Origin of the sequence: Alkalimarinus coralli, from assembly GCF_023650515.1 — a bacterium.
Lineage (GTDB): Bacteria > Pseudomonadota > Gammaproteobacteria > Pseudomonadales > Oleiphilaceae > Alkalimarinus > Alkalimarinus coralli.
Window position 1 is genome coordinate 313,118 of sequence record NZ_CP096016.1, and the last position, 17,222, is coordinate 330,339.

The 17,222-nt window shown below is 46.7% G+C and carries 16 protein-coding genes; 11 read left to right on the top strand and 5 right to left on the bottom strand.

The genetic code is table 11. From position 1 onward, the window contains the following. Positions 1 to 15: 15 nt before the first annotated feature. Positions 16 to 750, bottom strand: a complete 735-nt coding sequence (locus MY523_RS01375) for a DUF1538 domain-containing protein (protein WP_250657020.1) — start codon at positions 748 to 750, stop codon at positions 16 to 18. Positions 751 to 1,050: 300 nt separating this feature from the next. Between MY523_RS01375 and MY523_RS01380 the strand changes: the two genes are divergently transcribed. Together MY523_RS01380 and MY523_RS01385 are read left to right on the top strand one after the other, a co-directional pair. Beyond that, positions 1,051 to 2,010, top strand: coding sequence for an alpha/beta hydrolase (locus MY523_RS01380; protein WP_250657021.1), 960 nt, complete (start codon positions 1,051 to 1,053; stop codon positions 2,008 to 2,010). A 59-nt stretch (positions 2,011 to 2,069) separates the two neighbouring features. Continuing rightward, positions 2,070 to 2,726, top strand: coding sequence for a YiaD family glycine zipper/OmpA-like lipoprotein (locus MY523_RS01385; protein ID WP_250657022.1), 657 nt, complete (start codon positions 2,070 to 2,072; stop codon positions 2,724 to 2,726). Positions 2,727 to 2,808: 82 nt separating this feature from the next. Here MY523_RS01385 and serA read toward each other — a convergent pair whose 3' ends face one another. Then, the gene (gene serA, locus MY523_RS01390; protein WP_250657023.1) at positions 2,809 to 4,038 is read right to left on the bottom strand and encodes a phosphoglycerate dehydrogenase; all 1,230 of its coding nucleotides are present in this window, start codon (positions 4,036 to 4,038) and stop codon (positions 2,809 to 2,811) included. A gap of 236 nt (positions 4,039 to 4,274) precedes the next feature. On the opposite strand from serA, the gene MY523_RS01395 reads away from it, so the two are divergent. After that, positions 4,275 to 5,669, top strand: a complete 1,395-nt coding sequence (locus MY523_RS01395; protein WP_250657024.1) for a D-2-hydroxyglutarate dehydrogenase — start codon at positions 4,275 to 4,277, stop codon at positions 5,667 to 5,669. Positions 5,670 to 5,874: 205 nt separating this feature from the next. Next, the gene (locus tag MY523_RS01400) at positions 5,875 to 6,540 is read left to right on the top strand and encodes a fumarylacetoacetate hydrolase family protein (protein ID WP_250657025.1); all 666 of its coding nucleotides are present in this window, start codon (positions 5,875 to 5,877) and stop codon (positions 6,538 to 6,540) included. Positions 6,541 to 6,692: 152 nt separating this feature from the next. Here the strand turns inward: MY523_RS01400 and MY523_RS01405 are convergent, their stop codons facing one another. Beyond that, positions 6,693 to 7,262 (bottom strand): PEP-CTERM sorting domain-containing protein, encoded by a 570-nt coding sequence (locus tag MY523_RS01405; protein ID WP_250657026.1) that lies wholly within the window; start codon positions 7,260 to 7,262, stop codon positions 6,693 to 6,695. A 392-nt stretch (positions 7,263 to 7,654) separates the two neighbouring features. On the opposite strand from MY523_RS01405, the gene MY523_RS01410 reads away from it, so the two are divergent. After that, complete coding sequence (locus tag MY523_RS01410) at positions 7,655 to 8,962, top strand: ABC1 kinase family protein (protein ID WP_250657027.1); 1,308 nt, start codon at positions 7,655 to 7,657, stop codon at positions 8,960 to 8,962. Positions 8,963 to 9,055: 93 nt separating this feature from the next. Further along, on the top strand, positions 9,056 to 10,012 hold the full coding sequence (rluF, locus tag MY523_RS01415; protein WP_250657028.1) for a 23S rRNA pseudouridine(2604) synthase RluF: 957 nt from the start codon (positions 9,056 to 9,058) through the stop codon (positions 10,010 to 10,012). A gap of 24 nt (positions 10,013 to 10,036) precedes the next feature. Here the strand turns inward: rluF and MY523_RS01420 are convergent, their stop codons facing one another. Beyond that, positions 10,037 to 10,546 (bottom strand): MgtC/SapB family protein, encoded by a 510-nt coding sequence (locus MY523_RS01420; protein ID WP_250657029.1) that lies wholly within the window; start codon positions 10,544 to 10,546, stop codon positions 10,037 to 10,039. Between the two features lie 83 nt (positions 10,547 to 10,629). After that, entirely contained in the window at positions 10,630 to 11,742 is a 1,113-nt protein-coding gene (locus tag MY523_RS01425; RefSeq protein WP_250657030.1) for a peptidase M42, read from the bottom strand. 294 nt (positions 11,743 to 12,036) lie between these two features. Between MY523_RS01425 and MY523_RS01430 the strand changes: the two genes are divergently transcribed. From MY523_RS01430 to rimK, 5 genes are all read left to right on the top strand, one after another. Then, complete coding sequence (locus MY523_RS01430; RefSeq protein ID WP_250657031.1) at positions 12,037 to 13,050, top strand: mechanosensitive ion channel family protein; 1,014 nt, start codon at positions 12,037 to 12,039, stop codon at positions 13,048 to 13,050. Between the two features lies 1 nt (position 13,051). Beyond that, the gene (locus tag MY523_RS01435; RefSeq protein ID WP_250657032.1) at positions 13,052 to 13,909 is read left to right on the top strand and encodes a magnesium transporter MgtE N-terminal domain-containing protein; all 858 of its coding nucleotides are present in this window, start codon (positions 13,052 to 13,054) and stop codon (positions 13,907 to 13,909) included. Continuing rightward, positions 13,906 to 15,246, top strand: a complete 1,341-nt coding sequence (locus MY523_RS01440) for a magnesium transporter (protein WP_250657033.1) — start codon at positions 13,906 to 13,908, stop codon at positions 15,244 to 15,246. Before MY523_RS01435 ends, MY523_RS01440 begins: the two co-directional genes overlap by 4 nt. Positions 15,247 to 15,416: 170 nt before the next feature. Beyond that, complete coding sequence (locus tag MY523_RS01445) at positions 15,417 to 15,989, top strand: mechanosensitive ion channel domain-containing protein (RefSeq protein ID WP_250657034.1); 573 nt, start codon at positions 15,417 to 15,419, stop codon at positions 15,987 to 15,989. 274 nt (positions 15,990 to 16,263) lie between these two features. Beyond that, positions 16,264 to 17,169, top strand: a complete 906-nt coding sequence (rimK, locus tag MY523_RS01450) for a 30S ribosomal protein S6--L-glutamate ligase (protein ID WP_250657035.1) — start codon at positions 16,264 to 16,266, stop codon at positions 17,167 to 17,169. Positions 17,170 to 17,222: the final 53 nt, after the last annotated feature.

Here is a 17,222-nt window from a genome sequence, read left to right on the forward strand (position 1 = left end):
TTGCTACTCCACCGGTCACAGTATCATCCCGTAAGCCATTACAAAAATCATGGGCGTGAGTGATGCAAAGGCGATAAGACCAAAACCATCAATCATAGGGTTTCGACCTTTAATTGATGAAGCAAGGCCGACACCAAGCGCCGTCACTAATGGAACCGTGATGGTAGACGTGGTGACGCCTCCAGAGTCATAGGCAATGCCAATAATTTCGCGGGGCGCGAAAAGCGTCATGATCACCACCAGAATATATCCGCCGATAATAAACCACTGGATAGGCCAGCCCATGACGATTCTGAATACGCCAATGACAATGGCCAGCCCGACCGAAAAGGCCACTGTGAAGCGTAAACCATCGGCATAGCCTTCTATGGCAGGTGTCGTCGCCTCAATCACATTAGCTGCTGCCGCGATCTCCGCCGCCTCGTTTGCAACGGCAATCAGTGCCGGTTCGGCAATGGTTGTACCAAAGCCTAATGCAAACGAAAATACCATGAGCCAAATAAGGCTGCCTTTTCGGGCAAGCGCATGAGCAAGAGACTCCCCTATAGGAAACAGCCCCATTTCAAGTCCGTAGATGAAGAATGTCAGGCCTGCGGCAACAAACAATAGACCGACAATGAGTGAAACGACGTTAGGCAGGGGCTGTTGCAAGACCAGAAACTGAAAAAACAGGATAACCAGAATTATAGGAGTTAAATCTCTTAAGCTACTAATCAGTGATTTAGCGAGCGCGATAAGTCCACTTTGCACGTTAGTTAACCCGTTTCTGCTAAAGGTATAGTTGGGGGCTATGTGTAGGAATGACCTGACGCAATGATCCAGCGAGCAATGCACTGCGTACAAAATCTAACTACAAATAGGTAATATTTAATCGTTTAAAGGCTATCATGGCGGGCAAGTCTAAATACCAACATAGATCAATTAATGAAGGTAATGATGGATGTGTTGCGTGCGCTGGGAGAGCGGGACGATTTTCTTTAGCCATTTTTTACGCTTTGAGTTAGTCTTGTCGTAATTTTTAATCTACGCCACTATTGTTGAATTCTGTTTATGAAGCATGATTGGACCAGAAGTAAGCTGATCGCTGGAATGCCAGTGTTTGACTTTAATAACCTGCCTGAATTGACGGACGAAGCGAGACGGTACTGCCGTTACTACAACATCGACTTTTTTGATACCTTGCCAGATGTTAAGCACTACCTGGGGAGCTTTGACTCCTTGGGGTACCGCATGGCTATGCACTATTACGTGCCCAAATCGATAAAGGGAACCGTATTCATTTTTCATGGTTACTTTGATCATGTGGGGTTGTACGGGCACCTGATCAAGCATTGCCTTGAACAGAATTTGGCGGTCATTGCATATGACCTTCCCGGACACGGGCTATCTTCGGGTCGCCCAACCGCAATTAAGTCTTTTGATGATTATCAGTTTGCACTCAGAAGCTGTCTCAATCTCTGTCAGGGCAACGTTCAAGAACCTTTCTATGCGATTGGTCAAAGCACTGGCGGTGCGGTACTGGTTGATCACTTATTAAACCGAGTGCAGCAATATGAGTCATCGGTATTTAAAAAAGTTATTCTGTTAGCGCCACTGGTCAGGCCTGTTGGCTGGCGGGGCGCGCTGTTTATGCACTCGTTCATTGGGCCGTTTGTCAGTACCTGGAAGCGAGTTTTTTCAGAAAACAGTAATGACCCAGCCTTTATTAAGTTCTTGAAAAAACATGACCCGCTTCAATCACGAATAATGTCTATCGACTGGGTGACAGCACTGAGGCGTTGGATAAAGGAGATAGAGAGCGCAGATGCTATCGATGGAGCGGTGGCGATTGTTCAGGGAAAAAGAGATATGACGGTTGACTGGCGTCACAATATTACGATAATCCAACAGAAATTTTCCAGGGTCAACGTACATTATCTACCTAAAGGGCGACACCATTTAGTTAATGAGTCCACAGAAATACGGCAGGATATGTTTAGTTTTATTGATGGTGTCATCGCATCGTCTTAGTCTAAGTCACCCAGTGGCAGTAAATAGTTGTTTATGTAGTTTGAGGAGAGATAAGCAGAATGATTCGTAAATGTTTGAGTATCGCAATTGTATCCGTGTTGGCATCGGGTTGTATGACATATGACCCATATACCGGAGAGGAAAAAGTATCAAACGCGACAACAGGGGCCGCTATTGGTGCGGTGGCTGGCGCAGCTATTGGTGCAGCTACCTCAAGTAAAAAAGACCGAGGAAAAGGCGCCCTTATTGGTGCCGCCGCGGGTGGTGCAATGGGTGGTGGTGTTGGCTACTACATGGATATGCAAGAGTCTAAATTACGTCAGCAGCTTGAAGGTACTGGTGTTAGGGTTGTGAGAACTGGTGACCAGATTACCTTGGTCATGCCAGGAAATATTACCTTTGATACCGGCAAGTCTGATATTAAGGGCAACTTTACTGGCGTATTGGAATCCGTTGCAGTTGTATTGAAGGAGTTTGACGAGACCGCAATAAAGGTTGATGGGCATACTGACTCTACTGGCTCTTTAAGCTTTAACCAGACATTGAGCGAGCAGCGCGCGAACAGTGTTAAGTACTTCTTGCAGTCTCAACAAATTGCATCAGGACGTATACATGCGGCGGGCTTAGGCCCTCGTTATCCGGTAGCGACAAATAATACGGCTGCTGGCCGAGAAGCTAACCGTCGAGTAGAGTTGAAACTATTGCCGTTGAAATAGTTCGGGATGGACTCAGGCACATCAAAAAAGGGGGCTGCATAGTAAATGCAGCCCCCTTTTTCATGGTCAATCGCTACGAGTTTTAGTAGAGAACCCGACAACGAATAGTACCCTTAACGGCTTTCAGTTTTTCTAATGCCAGTTGACTATACTCTTTGTCGACTTCAACAACGACGTAGCCCACTTTATCGTTGGTTTGCAGATACTGTCCGCCAATGTTGATGTCGTTATCAGAGAATACTTTGTTAATCTCTGATAGAACACCAGGCACGTTCTCATGAATATGCAACAGTCTATGCTTCTCTGGGTGTGCGGGTAATGCCACTTCAGGGAAGTTAACAGACGAAATGGTTGTACCGGTGTCGCTGTAGGTCGCGAGCTTCTCGGCAACTTCTACGCCGATATTCTCTTGTGCTTCCATTGTGCTGCCGCCCACGTGAGGCGTCAAAATCACATTGTCGAGGCCGCGCAACGGTGATACAAACTCTTCGGCATTTGACTTCGGCTCAACAGGGAATACGTCGATTGCTGCGCCCAATAGTTTTTTGCTCTTAATTGCATCAGCGAGTGCATCGATATCAACCACGGTACCGCGAGCCGCATTCATCAAAATGCTGCCTTGCTTCATTTGCTCAAACTGCTCTGCACCAAACATGTACTTGGTTGCCTCAGTTTCAGGGACGTGCAGACTGACGATGTCCGACATTTCGAGTAGCTCTTTCAATGAGCCAACTTGTGTGGCGTTGCCTAGTGGCAGCTTGGTGATGATGTCGTAGAAGTAGACCTTCATACCCAGTGATTCAGCTAACACACTAAACTGAGTACCGATGCTACCGTAACCGATAATCCCCAGTTTCTTACCACGAATTTCATAGCTGTCTTTCGCAGACTTTAACCATCCGCCGCGATGGCACATCGCATTCTTTTCCGGAACACCACGAAGCAGTAATATCGCCTGTGCTAATACCAACTCAGCGACACTTCGTGTGTTGGAGTACGGTGCATTAAATACGGCAACACCTTTAGCCAGGGCTGCCAGCAAATTCACCTGATTGGTTCCAATACAAAAGCAGCCGACAGCGATGAGTTTTTTTGCTGCTGCAAAGACATTCTCTGTGAGCTGTGTACGGGATCGAATACCGATAAAGTGAACATCCTTAATTTTCTCAATCAGCTCTTCTTCTGAAAGTGAAGTGGTTAAGTATTCAATATTGGTATAGCCAGCAGCATTCAAAGTATCGACGGCAGATTGGTGTAGACCTTCCAAAAGAAGGAATTTAATCTTGCTCTTATCGAGTGACGTCGTAGTCATGATGTTACATTAACCTTTACAAGTAGGAAGCAATACAATCAGGCTGGCAGTCATAATGAAATCGCTTTTCCAAGAAATTTGCATTGAATTAGCAAGCCGGGATCAACAGAATAAGCGCGGTATGATACCATATTTGGCAACGAGTGCACGGCATCAAATAGAGTAGGCGCGATTATTAATAACAGTCGTGCCTGTTTTTATATGGTTTTAAGCGAATTATAGGTTTCGAGAGCGTTATGGCCCCAGAACAGATTATTGAAGAACTTAAAGGTTTGGTTGATGAAGGTAAAGTCAGGGTCGACGAAGACTCCTTACAAACCCATGGCAAAGACTGGACAAAAATTCATGAGCCAAAGCCACTGGCGATTGTATTTCCAAAAAGCACTGAGCAAGTTCAATCTGTTGTGAAGTTTGCCAATCAGCACAACATTGGACTAGTCCCTTCGGGCGGGCGAACAGGATTGAGCGCAGGGGCCGTTGCGACCAATGGTGAGATCGTTGTTTCGTTCGACTACATGAATCAAATTATTGATTTTAATGCCAGTGACAGAACCGTTAAGTGCCAGGCAGGCGTGATTACAGAACAACTTCAAGACTATGCTGATCAGCAAGGCCTCTATTATCCGGTAGATTTTGCATCTGCAGGATCGAGCCAATTGGGCGGAAATTTATCGACCAATGCGGGTGGAATCAAGGTTATTCGATATGGTATGAGTCGTGACTGGGTGTCCGGGTTAACCGTGGTAACCGGTAATGGAGATATTATTGAGCTTAATAAAGATCTCGAAAAGAATAACACCGGATATGATATTCGCCACCTTTTCATTGGCGCAGAAGGTACCTTGGGGTTTATTACAGAAGCGACGATGAAGTTAACGCGTCAGCCGACCAACCTTACGGTGTTGGTTTTGGGGCTAAGTGACCTAAACAATACGATGGATGTCCTGCAAGCCTTTCAGCAGCAGATTGACCTAACGGCGTACGAATTCTTTTCTCATCAGGCGATGGGGCATGTCTTGGCGCATGGCGATGTACAGGCACCATTCGAAGGAGAAGCACCTTACTACGCGCTACTCGAATTTGAAGCGACCTCGGATGCCGTTATGGATGATGCCATGGCGCTGTTTGAGAAGTGTGTTGAAGAGGGGTGGGTGGTCGATGGCGTTATCAGCCAGAGCGAAACCCAGGCTCAGAACCTGTGGCGTTTGCGTGAAGGTATTTCCGAGTCCATTGCGCCCCATACGCCTTATAAAAATGATATTTCAGTTGTGGTGTCTAAAGTACCTCAGTTCTTGCAAGAGATTGACGAGGTAGTAACAGAGCATTACCCGGATTTCGAAATTATCTGGTTTGGCCATATTGGTGATGGGAATCTCCACTTAAACATCCTTAAGCCTGCAGATTTACCTAAAGAAGCGTTTTTTGAAAAATGTCTGAAGGTCAATAAGTGGGTGTTTGAGATTGTTGAGAAATACAATGGTAGCGTCTCTGCCGAACATGGTGTTGGTTTAACCAAAAAGGACTACCTGAGTTATACCCGAAGCCCGATTGAAATTGAGTATATGAAAGGGATAAAACGAGTGTTTGACCCTAATAATATTATGAACCCAGGGAAAGTGATCGATTTATAGTATATTGATCGATTTATAGTATATTGGTCGATTTATAGTATATTGGTCGATTTATAGTATATTGATCGGTGTGCAGGCATACCCAATATGCCTGCTTTCTTAATCCCTTATAGGGTGCGCCAGCGCACCACTTGATTACTAGAGCCTGAAGAATACCCCCTTTGAGTCGTGGCTCTACCTTCATCATAAAAGAAGTGGAGATACTATGCCTTATCAACATCAGTTTTCTGATGGTGCATCCTTTGATTACCCTCTGGGCAAGGTGGTCTGTGTAGGCCGAAATTACGCTGAACACGCGAAAGAGCTTAATAACCCAGTCCCTGCCACCCCGATTCTTTTCATCAAACCTGCAACAACGGCCGTACCGCTTTCCGAATCTGTTGTATTACCCAAAGATAAGGGCGATACGCATTACGAAGCTGAGTTGGCTGTTCTGATAGGTAAACAACTTACGAATGCAGATGTGAATGACATCACTGGTGCGATTGCGGGTTATGGCCTTGGGTTGGATTTAACATTGCGGGATTTGCAGAGTGAATTGAAGCAAAAAGGCCACCCCTGGGAGATTGCGAAGAGTTTTGATGGAGCCTGTCCGCTATCTGCTTTTTTAAGACCTGAACTTATTAAAGAGCCTTCAAATATTGAGTACAGATTGAAGATTGATGGTGAACTGCGCCAACATGGCCGCACCATTGAGATGATTACAGCTGTAACCCCATTGATTGCCTACATTAGCAAGCACTTTACCCTAATGCCGGGTGACGTGGTGCTAACGGGCACGCCTGCAGGCGTTGGGGTGCTTAAGCCGGGTATGGTGCTGGATGCCGATCTTGAGTCGCAACCGTTGGTAGAGGGTGTGGCTGTTAACTAACGGCGCTAACTGTTTGGGTTGGAAAGAGCCTTGTTTGGCCAGAGTTATGCTGGGCTAGGGTTACGTTGAACTAGACTTACATTGGATTGGACTGGACTATTAGCTATAGGCGCTTAAAGCCCCTCTCCTGAGGCGGAGAGGGGAGCGTATTATTAAGACGCTTTTTTAGATCTACGAGCTGCACCTAGCCCTGCCAGACCTAAACCAAGTAGTGCCAAAGAACCTGGCTCTGGTACGCTAGTTGTTATCTGTTCCAGCATTAGACCAGCACCTTGAGCGGTATCATCAACAAATGCGTAAAGCAGGCTCGCACCTGAAGCGAACTCAACGCCTACCTGAACACCCAGTAATTGACCGATAGTTACGCCTGCTGGGCTAGGAACACCATCTGGATCAACAGACGATAGTGAGAAGCTTTCGCCAGCATCCCAAGAGCTTGTGAAGTCGAAGTTAACTAGTTGGGTATCTACACCGGAAACAGTTGCAGTCTGGCCTGATAGTGAACCGACGCTATCCCATAAAATAGGGAAAGCCGCTGCAGTGCTACCATCCATGTATAGTGAAGTGATTACGTCACCCGTGGTAGAGGTGTTTAGGTAATCAAAGTTAATTGAAAAGCTGGAATCTGGCCCAGAAGTCACACCACCTAACATGGGTGCTGCAAATACTGCACTGCTTGACATAGCAGCGACGGCTAAACCAATTTTTAATAATTTCATCATTAAATCCTTCTTGTTATCAAAATCCGAGTGAAGACTTCCATTAGCTCGTTTAACGGTCAGTCAGGTTGGTTTAGTCAGCAAAAATAAGACCTTTGTTTCATAAATCTATAACAAATAACAGGTTACTGTTATTCAGGCATGCTTTGAATTGTGAATGTGTAAATAAACATGACGTTTATTGATATCGCTATTTGAGAAGGTCATTTGTAAAAGGTTGTTGCAGGTATCTCTCCAGGCTAACGTGTGGTAACAGCAATATACTGGGGGATAAGCGCAATGCCTATGCTTGTACTTACGGCTATGCCAATGCCGTTTTTGCATTAGACTCAGGTGATGTTTAGTCATAAGATAATGAGCGTCTATTTCAATTAATCATTTGAGTTAGCTTTTCTATGGCCAAAAAATCAGTAACCACTCGAACTGGTCGCTTTATGAAATTGGCAGGCATGACCGCCAGTGTTGCAGGGCGCTACGCTTCGGAGAAAGTTCGAAGTAGTTTTGGCTCCGACGAGAAGAAAGAAGAACGCCGCTCTAAAACCTACGATAAAATGGCTGACGATATCGTTTCGACCTTGGGGGAGTTAAAAGGCGCGGTGATGAAAGTGGGGCAAATTGCTTCGCAAACCCAAGACTTCTTACCCAAAGAGTTTTCAACGGCACTGCAAAAATTGCAGAAAGAAGCGCCGCCAATGGACTTCTCCCTGATTCGCCAGCAGATAGTGAATGAGCTGGGGGGAGAGCCAGAAGAGATTTTTGACTTCTTTGAACAGAAACCTTATGCAGCCGCATCTATTGGCCAGGTTCACAGGGCGATGACTAAAGATGGGCGAGACGTTATTGTAAAAGTTCAATATCCGGGTGTTGATAAATCCTGCGACTCAGACCTCAAGCAATTAAGGATGACGCTCAAGCTGGGGGGATTACTCAAGATCCCCAAAGAAAGCGTGGACCAGCTGTTTCAAGAAATACTGGCGCGCCTACACGAGGAACTGGATTACCAGAACGAAGCCAATAACATTAAACGCTTCCAGGAATTTCATCAGGATGACTCAGGGCTGATTATCCCAACGGTTATTGATGAACTATCGACCCAACGAGTGCTCACTTTGGAGCTGGTTGAAGGTGACCATATCAGCGAACTTGATTCAACGGTGTATACCCAGGACGTTATCAACCTTATCGGTCACCGCATTTTCACCACTATGGCTGACCAGTTGTTTAAATTTCAGTGCATTCATGGCGACCCTCATGCAGGAAACTTTGCGTTCCGCCCTGATGGCACGGTTATTATGTACGACTTTGGTTGCGTTAAACAGTTAAAACCAGAAATAGTGACGGCATATAAAGCGGCGCTAAATGCCGGTATTGGCAAGGATTATAAGCTACTGGATAAACGCCTGATTGAGCTGGGGGTCAGAGTAGAGGGGAAACCCGCACTGGATGAAGGCTACTATGCCATGTGGCGGGATATATTCATTACACCGTTTGAGCATAAAGATGAGATCTATGATTTTGCCCAAGCGAGTTTGCACACTCAGGTGGCCTCGAAAGCCCCTTCGGTATTCAAGCATCTGGACTCATTCAGGCCGCCGGTAGAGAGTTTATTTATCGATCGCTTGATTGCTGGGCACTATTGGATGATGAAAAATCTGGGCGTGCAAGCGGCGTTTAGAAATGAGCTGGAAGAGTATTTGAAGTAAAAAATGCTGAACGCGTAGCTAAAACAGCTTTTTGATCAGCAATTATTTATCAGAACTATTATTTTTCAGAACTATTATTTATCGGAACAATGTGTGGATTCCAGTAACGAGAAACGCCTTAACAAGTATATTAGCGAATCAGGTTTTTGCTCACGTCGTGAGGCTGACAAACTCATAGAAAGCAATCGTGTCACCATTAACGGAAGGTTGCCAGAGCTAGGCACCAAAGTCGCGCCGGGGGACGAGGTGCTGGTCGATGGTCGCCGCATAAAAGCAAGTGCTGAAAACAAATCTGACCGAATCTATATCGCTTACCATAAACCTATTGGCATCACCTGCACGACAGAGCGCAAAGTCAAAGGTAATATCATTGATGATATTGGCCATAAGCAGCGTATTTTTCCTATTGGGCGGCTGGATAAACCGTCAGAAGGGCTGATTTTTCTTACCAGTGATGGCGATATTGTCAATAAGATTTTGCGGGCCGAAAATGCTCACGATAAAGAGTATGTGGTGACGGTAGATAAGCCGTTGAGCGAGCGTTTTGTTGAGCGTATGTCTCGTGGTGTGCCAATACTCGATACGGTCACTAAACCATGCAAAGTGACGATACAAAGCCGTTTTGTATTTAAGATTATCCTAACTCAAGGGTTAAACCGGCAGATACGGCGCATGTGTGAGTATCTGGGTTATGAAGTGACAAAGTTGAAACGTACCCGGATTATGTCTGTTCATTTAGGCGCCCTGAAACCGGGCCAGTGGCGCAACCTGACCGATGATGAAATGGCAGAGATTAACCAGGCGGTTGCGTACTCGAACAAAACGGCTGTCAATACGGCTCAACCTCGAAAGAGCACCCAAGAAACTGACAGCAACCCTGTCAAACCTGCCAAAGGTTCAGCTAAGCGAAATAGGGCCTCCAATACCCGAAATACCACTAAAAGTGCCAAGCATAACGAGAAGCAGTCTCGAACAGGCGCTCATAAGCCAAAACAAACGGCGAAGCGCAAGTCATCAAAACCGCAGGTAAAAAAGACGAGATCAAGATAGCCTGGTCGTAGCTTTTTAACAGAGCTACTGAGAGTTATCTTTTCGCTGATTTTGCCTTCTATCGGCTGAAAACTGCTTTACCTTAGTATGCACCCCACGGCTAAATGCCTTGGTGTGCTCTTCCAGAAAGTCGACACCGTAAAGAATTCCGACGACTAATATCGAGAGCTTTATCGCTGGGAGCAGAGAACCTGTAGAAATAATCACACCAATAGCGGCCAGCACCCAAATTGATGCTGCGGATGTCACCCCAACCACAACGCCTTCTTTCGCCAGCATTACACCAGCACCTAAAAAACCTATCCCTGTGATAACCTGGCCTACCACGCGAGACGGGTCTACGATATCGCCTTCCAGCATAAACGCGGTTGAGAGAAATAAATAAGTACCCAGGGTGATCAGCGCAGAGGTTCTGATGCCCACAGGTTTACCACGTAGTTGACGCTCAAGGCCTATGATTGAGCCACAGAAGATGGCCGTGCCGATAGCTGGCCAATCATATGGGGTTATATCAAACAGTGTTGCCCAACTCATGTAATGGGTCTCGTATTAGTGTGTTTGGCGTTTGGTGGTCATCTAGCATAGCCAGCTATACTAGTTTGCTGTAATTACTTGCGCTATTTGTTGGTATTAATATTGGCGAGCATGGTCAGGGCCTGAATAAACGTGCTGACAGATTCAAGCGGAGCGGACTCTGACAGCGTATGATAACCCGAGGTCGGTATCTGGAGAGTGGTACCGTCAACCAGCCCGTTTGAGGCAGAGATAATGCGCCCCATTTCAGTTGACCCGATTGAGCCGGGTTCTTCCCCTCTGGCAACGAGTTCAGCGTTTTTCTGTTCTACGTACACGTCTTTGTATTGATAGCTAATACCATTTTGATCACACAACGTGGAGAGTCTTTCGGTCAGTTCACGGTTGAACGAAGCATTGGCATCTTTGTTCCGCAGTACCAGATTCTGTTTTTTGGCTGTATCCAGGTCAGGATAAGGGCTGGTATCAACAACAATGAGTTGGTTTGTTGACCCCCCAAAGCGGCGGAACCACTCCAGCAGGTATCGCCAGCTTTTTCCTGCTTCTTCCTGTGCGGTAAAGAATAGAGTGCCTTGAAAGCCGAGTTCGAACAGGTAAACCAAGACTGCAGCGGTGAGCACGTTGTCCAGTTGGCCCACCAGTGCTTCATCGGTGATTTTCAAGCGGTCTGTAAACGCAACGGGCGTTCCCGCGACCAGATGCTCCATGCCTTTTAGCTCAAAAATCAAATTGTTGCGATATTCGCAAATATAGGCACGGTCAATGACTCCTTGGCCACGGTAGGCACCTGACCAGGGTTCATAGGCAAAAACTGACTCAGTTGCAAAACGATCAACAATTTTTCTCATCAGCTGCTCGCCCACCGAGTTGCCGAGCAGGTCTGAGCGGGCGCCTGCAACGAAGGCCGCATACTGAAACTCGTTGGGGCCTGTGCACATCAGGCCGTGACGATCAATGTGTGCAGAAAACATAATGCTGTCTGGTTTTGAGCCTTGTGCGACCAAAACCCCTTCATACCAGGCGACCTTTGCCCCACGCTCTTCAAGTTCTCGTTCTAATATACGAAAAAAAGAGTGCTCAGCGCCGACCACGCTTGGACTTCTAATTAATGACGTTAATAAGTTGAGGAATGCTGCAGGTAGTTGGGTAGCTGGGCTTGTGACTCCCGCTGAAAAATCTGAAGTGGAATTATTCATTTTTCGTCAGTCCAAATTAAGTCGCGTTGGGTTGGTGCTTGCCACATCAAGAACTGACGGTCTGGGCTTCCCAACGGAAGTGAATTAAGAGTGCTAAATATCACTTTTGCCTGATCTTCTCAATAACTATTTTAGTTCAACTAAGACAATGTATTTTTATACCCGATAAACTGTTGTTATGAAGCGGGTTGTTCGATTGAAACGCTATGTTTTATTGATTTTTAACCTGCGATGAACTTAAGTAGTTAAGTATGATTATTGTGATTGAGCAACGTCTATTTACAGGTAAATACAATGGCTGAAAAGCGGATTTTCTTTGATTGGCAGAGCGCCTTGAAAGAGACATACCATGAATTTTTTAACCAGGTGCTGGAACTCTTACCTCAGTTGATTGCCGCCGTGTTATTGCTGGTTGTCGGCTGGATTGCTGCCCGCTTGCTTCGAGCGTTAGCGCGTAAAATGATGTTGGCATTGACTGCGATGTTGCCAACTAACCTAGGTAAGCGCGAAAACTTACAGGCACAACTTCGCTCCTATGCTCGCTGGGGGGGCAACATTGTTTTCTGGGCTGTGTTTTTGTTTTTTGGTGCAGCCAGTGCAAACCTATTACAGTGGGACTTCTTTTCAGGTATATCGAGTGCGCTGTTAGCGTATTTGCCGAATTTATTAACCGGGCTGCTAATTATACTTGCAGGCTTAGCCTTCAGTGGGCTGACTCGCACTGCGGTGACCAGCGCCGCTCAATCGGCTGGTATTGAACGATCAGAGTTGCTGGCAACAACCGCCCAGTTGATAGTGATACTCACGTCGATAGTTATTGGTGTTCAACAGCTCGGTATAAATGTTGACTTTCTCACAACAACGCTGATTGTCATTACCGGCGTTATGGGGGCTGGGGTCTCTCTGGCATTTGGCTTGGGAGCGCGGGAGTACGTTGCCAATATTATTGGGGCGCAGGTTGCCAGAAAACATTTCCAGATAGGGCAACAGCTAAAGATTGCAGGCGTTGATGGAGAGTTACTGGAAATAACGCCTACTGCATTAATACTCGATACGGAAAAGGGGCGCGCAACGGTGCCAGCCAAGCTGTTTAACGACCAAGTATGTGAGCTTGTTTCTGAACCCCACTCGGCAGGAGGGTCATTATTGCGCAACCTGTTTCAAAAGAAAGAGGATCATAAAGATGACGCCTGGCAGCAAGATGTTGCGGGTCAGAGTAAGGAGCAGAAGAGCGAAACGAATGACCCGAACAGCGGCGCGTTAAAACCTGGAGAGTTAAAACCTGGAGAGTTAAAACCTGGAGAGTAATATGGCGGTTCGTGATCTCAATATAGCCAAAACCTTTATCCGAACGCATGTAGACGCAGCCGCCCGTGAGCTTGAAGGGTTACCCGTGGAAGCGGCCCGTGAACTACTTGAAGCGCTTCCCGCCACGCAGGCTCATCGTATACTGATGCATATGCTACCGCCCTATGCGGCACGCCTGTGTGCCCAGTTGCCGATTAAACTTGCTGCCAGTTTGCTGGCAGGAGGGGACGCAAACCATGTGGTGGCAATATTACGCTGTATGCCTAGTGCAAAGCGTAAAACACTGCTAAAGGTCATGCCTGATAAAATTGCTGCACTCTGTTTACTGTTGCTGAGTTACTCGAAGGATACCGTTGGTGCCTGGATGACGGCAGATATTGTGATGTTGCCAAGAAGTATTACCGTTGCTTCGGCGCTTCGCAGATTGGCTGATTCACACGGTTTAAGTGACAGCGATTCAATCCCGTTGGTCGACGGTGATACGCATTTGGTTGGGCTTGTCAGTGTCAGAACATTGCTCAATGCCAAGGATGACAGTTGTATTGATCAGCTAATCGATGAAACACGGCCAGCACTCTCAAGCCGGGCCAGCCTGCGGTCAGTATTGGATCATGCTGGCTGGCAACGATACGATACACTGGTGGTGCTAAACAGGTATAAGCAATTGATTGGGATTTTGCGCCATGTTGATTTACGGAGAGGGCTAGAACAACCTACAGCAGATATACATCCAGACCCAGTGGCTGATGTGGTGTCTGATAGCGCTCAGGTTTATGTCAGCGTATTGGCAGGCATTCTTAACCTTTTCAGTGGTAGTCCAACGAGTAGCCGCTCTACAATCATAGGAAAGCAAAAATGAGTACCGAGACGGGTTCCACACCGCTTGAAAATGAATCAGGCATGAGTGCTGCTTCTGTTCTCACTCAGGCATTCTTAAGAAATTTCCCCAGAGATGCCGCTCGTGAACTGGAAACCATGGCGGTTGAGGACGCAGCCGGCATTTTGATTTCAGCGCCGACCTTTGTGCGGCAAAGAGTTTATAGTCTTATTACTGCACCGATTGCTGCACAACTGTTAAAGCAAACCAATGATACTATCGCGTCAGAACTTCTGAGGTCGATGGATGCAGGCCCCTGTGCTGCACTTCTCAGCCGTTTCGAGGACGCAGAACGAGACCATTACCTGGCGTTATTGGGAAAAGAGGACGCACACCAACTGCGTGAACTTATGGATTACCCCTCTAATACTGCTGGCTACATGATGGACACGCGGGTTTTGAGTGTAAATCAAGAGATGACCGCGTCGGATGTAATGGGGCAGCTGAAGCAGTACCCGGCGATTATGCGTCGTCGTATCTACACATTAGATGACAGTATGCGGTTGGTTGGTCAGGTGGAGCTAGAGAAGCTGGTCTGTGCAGAGCCTGGTCAAACCCTGGCGGAAATCAGCTCTTCGGTTGTGCATTTTGTCGCAGCGCTAGATCCTACGAGTGATGTTGCGGACAAGCTGCAAAAGAATGTAATCGACACCTTGCCGGTGGTTGATATTCACCACCGTCTACTAGGGGTTATTCGAGGTGCCAGTGCAATAGAAACACTCAAAGAAGATATTGCCTCTGACTTACAAACCATGGTGGGGGCGAGTCGCGATGAGCGGGCACTATCCAGTAGTTTTTTTGCCGTGCGAAAACGCCAGTCATGGTTACAGATCAACCTGTTAACGGGGTTCTTAGCAGCATCAGTGGTCGGCTTTTTTGAAAGCACTATTGCTCAATTTACGGCGTTAGCTGTGCTGATGCCTGTGGCGGCTGGTCAGTCGGGTAACACCGGCGCCCAGGCTCTGGCGGTTACCATGAGAGGTTTGACGCTGCGAGAAATCACTACCCGTGACTGGTTGAGAGTGACGCTAAAAGAAGCAGGCGCGGGCTTTATTAATGGCATTGCTATTGCCTTAACCTGTGGTGTAGGCGTCTACTTTTGGAGCCAGAGTATCGGGTTGGCAATGGTGATCGCTATGGCGATGGTTATTTCGATGACCATTGCTGGCACCGCAGGTGCCCTGGTACCGATCTGCTTAAAAAAACTTGGGCAGGATCCTGCGCAGTCATCCTCTATTATCTTAACAACAGTCACGGACATTGCAGGTTTTATGTCATTTCTGGGGATAGCAACCGCGTTATCTCGCTTGTTGGTATAGAGAATTTGGCACATGATTCAGGCCTGTTTAGTTTGGTGATTCCTGATGTGATCAGGCCGTGGTATTGCTATCGCTAATTAAATGATCTACCTGGTTATTATTGCTGACAAACTGTGTATTATGCCGGTGAATTACTGCAAATATTAATTTCAAGTTTTTAGGATAGTGTTGTGCAAACCGTTTTTTTCGACTGGATGGCTGAGTATAAATTTAATCTGGCAACGACTTTTGTCATTCTGGCCATCTATCTCGTTTTTCGTTTTATCGCAGGCCCACGAATCAGGAAGCAGGCGGCACAAGGACGATTAAAAGATGACGCAATCAGCAAGGCGCTTTCGACGCTCAATATACTGTTGGGGATCGGCGCGTTATCAAGCAGTTTGATTGTCTGGGGATTTGACTTCAAAGGGCTGCTGACGTTGTCAGCCAGTATATTGGCGGTGACTGGCGTGGCGTTGTTTGCCGGGTGGTCAATACTCAGTAATGTGACTGCATTTTTCCTGTTGCTGGCACACACGTCATACCGGAGAGGGAACTTTATCCGCATTATTGATGCAGATAACTACATCGAAGGCTATATATCAGAAATCAACCTGTTCAATACTAAGCTGATCAGTGAAGACCGTGAAGTTATTATCTACCCCAATAATTTACTCCTTTCCAGACCGACGCTGGTAAACCCGCGGGATCGCCTTCAGGGCGTAGGTAAGCTGACCATGATGGTTGCAGATAAAGCTAAATAACTCCAATGGTTTCAACATCGGTCTGTTCTGACTGGTAAAAATAACCCACCCCTATAGTTAGTGGTAGCTGGCCAAAAAGTGCGTGGCTGGCTGGCAGTGATTGTCGATTAACTCATTGATCTGTTGTAAGCGTCAAGTTGCGTTTTATCGTGGAATGAACTTTAGTTAATGGAGGTGGGCTGCACTTTTTTGTTATTCGCAAGGTCTCAGTGTGTAAATAAATGCCCGATTGTTGAGGATTAATAATACGTTAACGGATCGTAGAGGCTTGACAATGAAAATTGGAATACTCTCAAGAAACAAAAAACTCTATTCGACCAGTCGACTGGTGGAAGCCGGAAAGGCTCGTGGTCATGAAATGCATGTGATCGATACATTGAAATGCTATATGGACATCACCTCCACCAAACCAGCAGTATGGTACAACGGCGAAAAATTGCTGGGTTTTGATGCGGTTATACCGCGTATTGGCGCATCTATTACGAACTATGGCATGGCGGTTATTCGGCAGTTTGAGATGATGGGGGTGTACTGCTTGACCGAGTCCGTCTCCTTAGGCCGTTCAAGAGATAAGCTTAGAGCGTTACAACTGCTATCGCGTAAAGATGTAGGAATGCCAGTTACCGGGTTTGCTCACAGTGTTGATAATACTAAGGATTTAATAAAGCTGGTGGGAGGTGCTCCGCTAGTGATTAAGTTGCTTGAAGGCACTCAGGGCAGGGGGGTCGTGTTGGCTGAAACCCTTAAGGCATCGGAGAGTGTTATTGATGCCTTCAGGGAGTTAGAAGCCAACTTTCTGGTTCAGGAGTTCATTAAGGAAGCGGGTGGCAGTGATGTCAGGTGCCTGGTTATTGATAATAAAGTGGTTGCCGCTATGGAGCGAACGGCGCAGGCGGGCGAGTTTCGTTCTAACCTTCACCGCGGCGGAAGTGCGCAGCTGACAAAACTGACGCCGAAAGAGCGCAAAACAGCCATTACAGCGGCGCAAACCTTAGGTTTGAAAGTATCGGGCGTTGACCTGCTTCGCGCAGAGCGTGGCCCGTTGGTGATGGAAGTGAACTCATCCCCAGGCCTGAATGGCATCGAAACCGCAACGGGTAAAGATGTGGCAAGCGCGATCATAAAGTTTATTGAGGAAAATGCCAAACCAAACCGCACCCGAACAAAAGGAAAAGGCTAGTTTGTAGTTAATACATTTTGATGAGTCGTAGACGTTTATACCTGATCTGACAG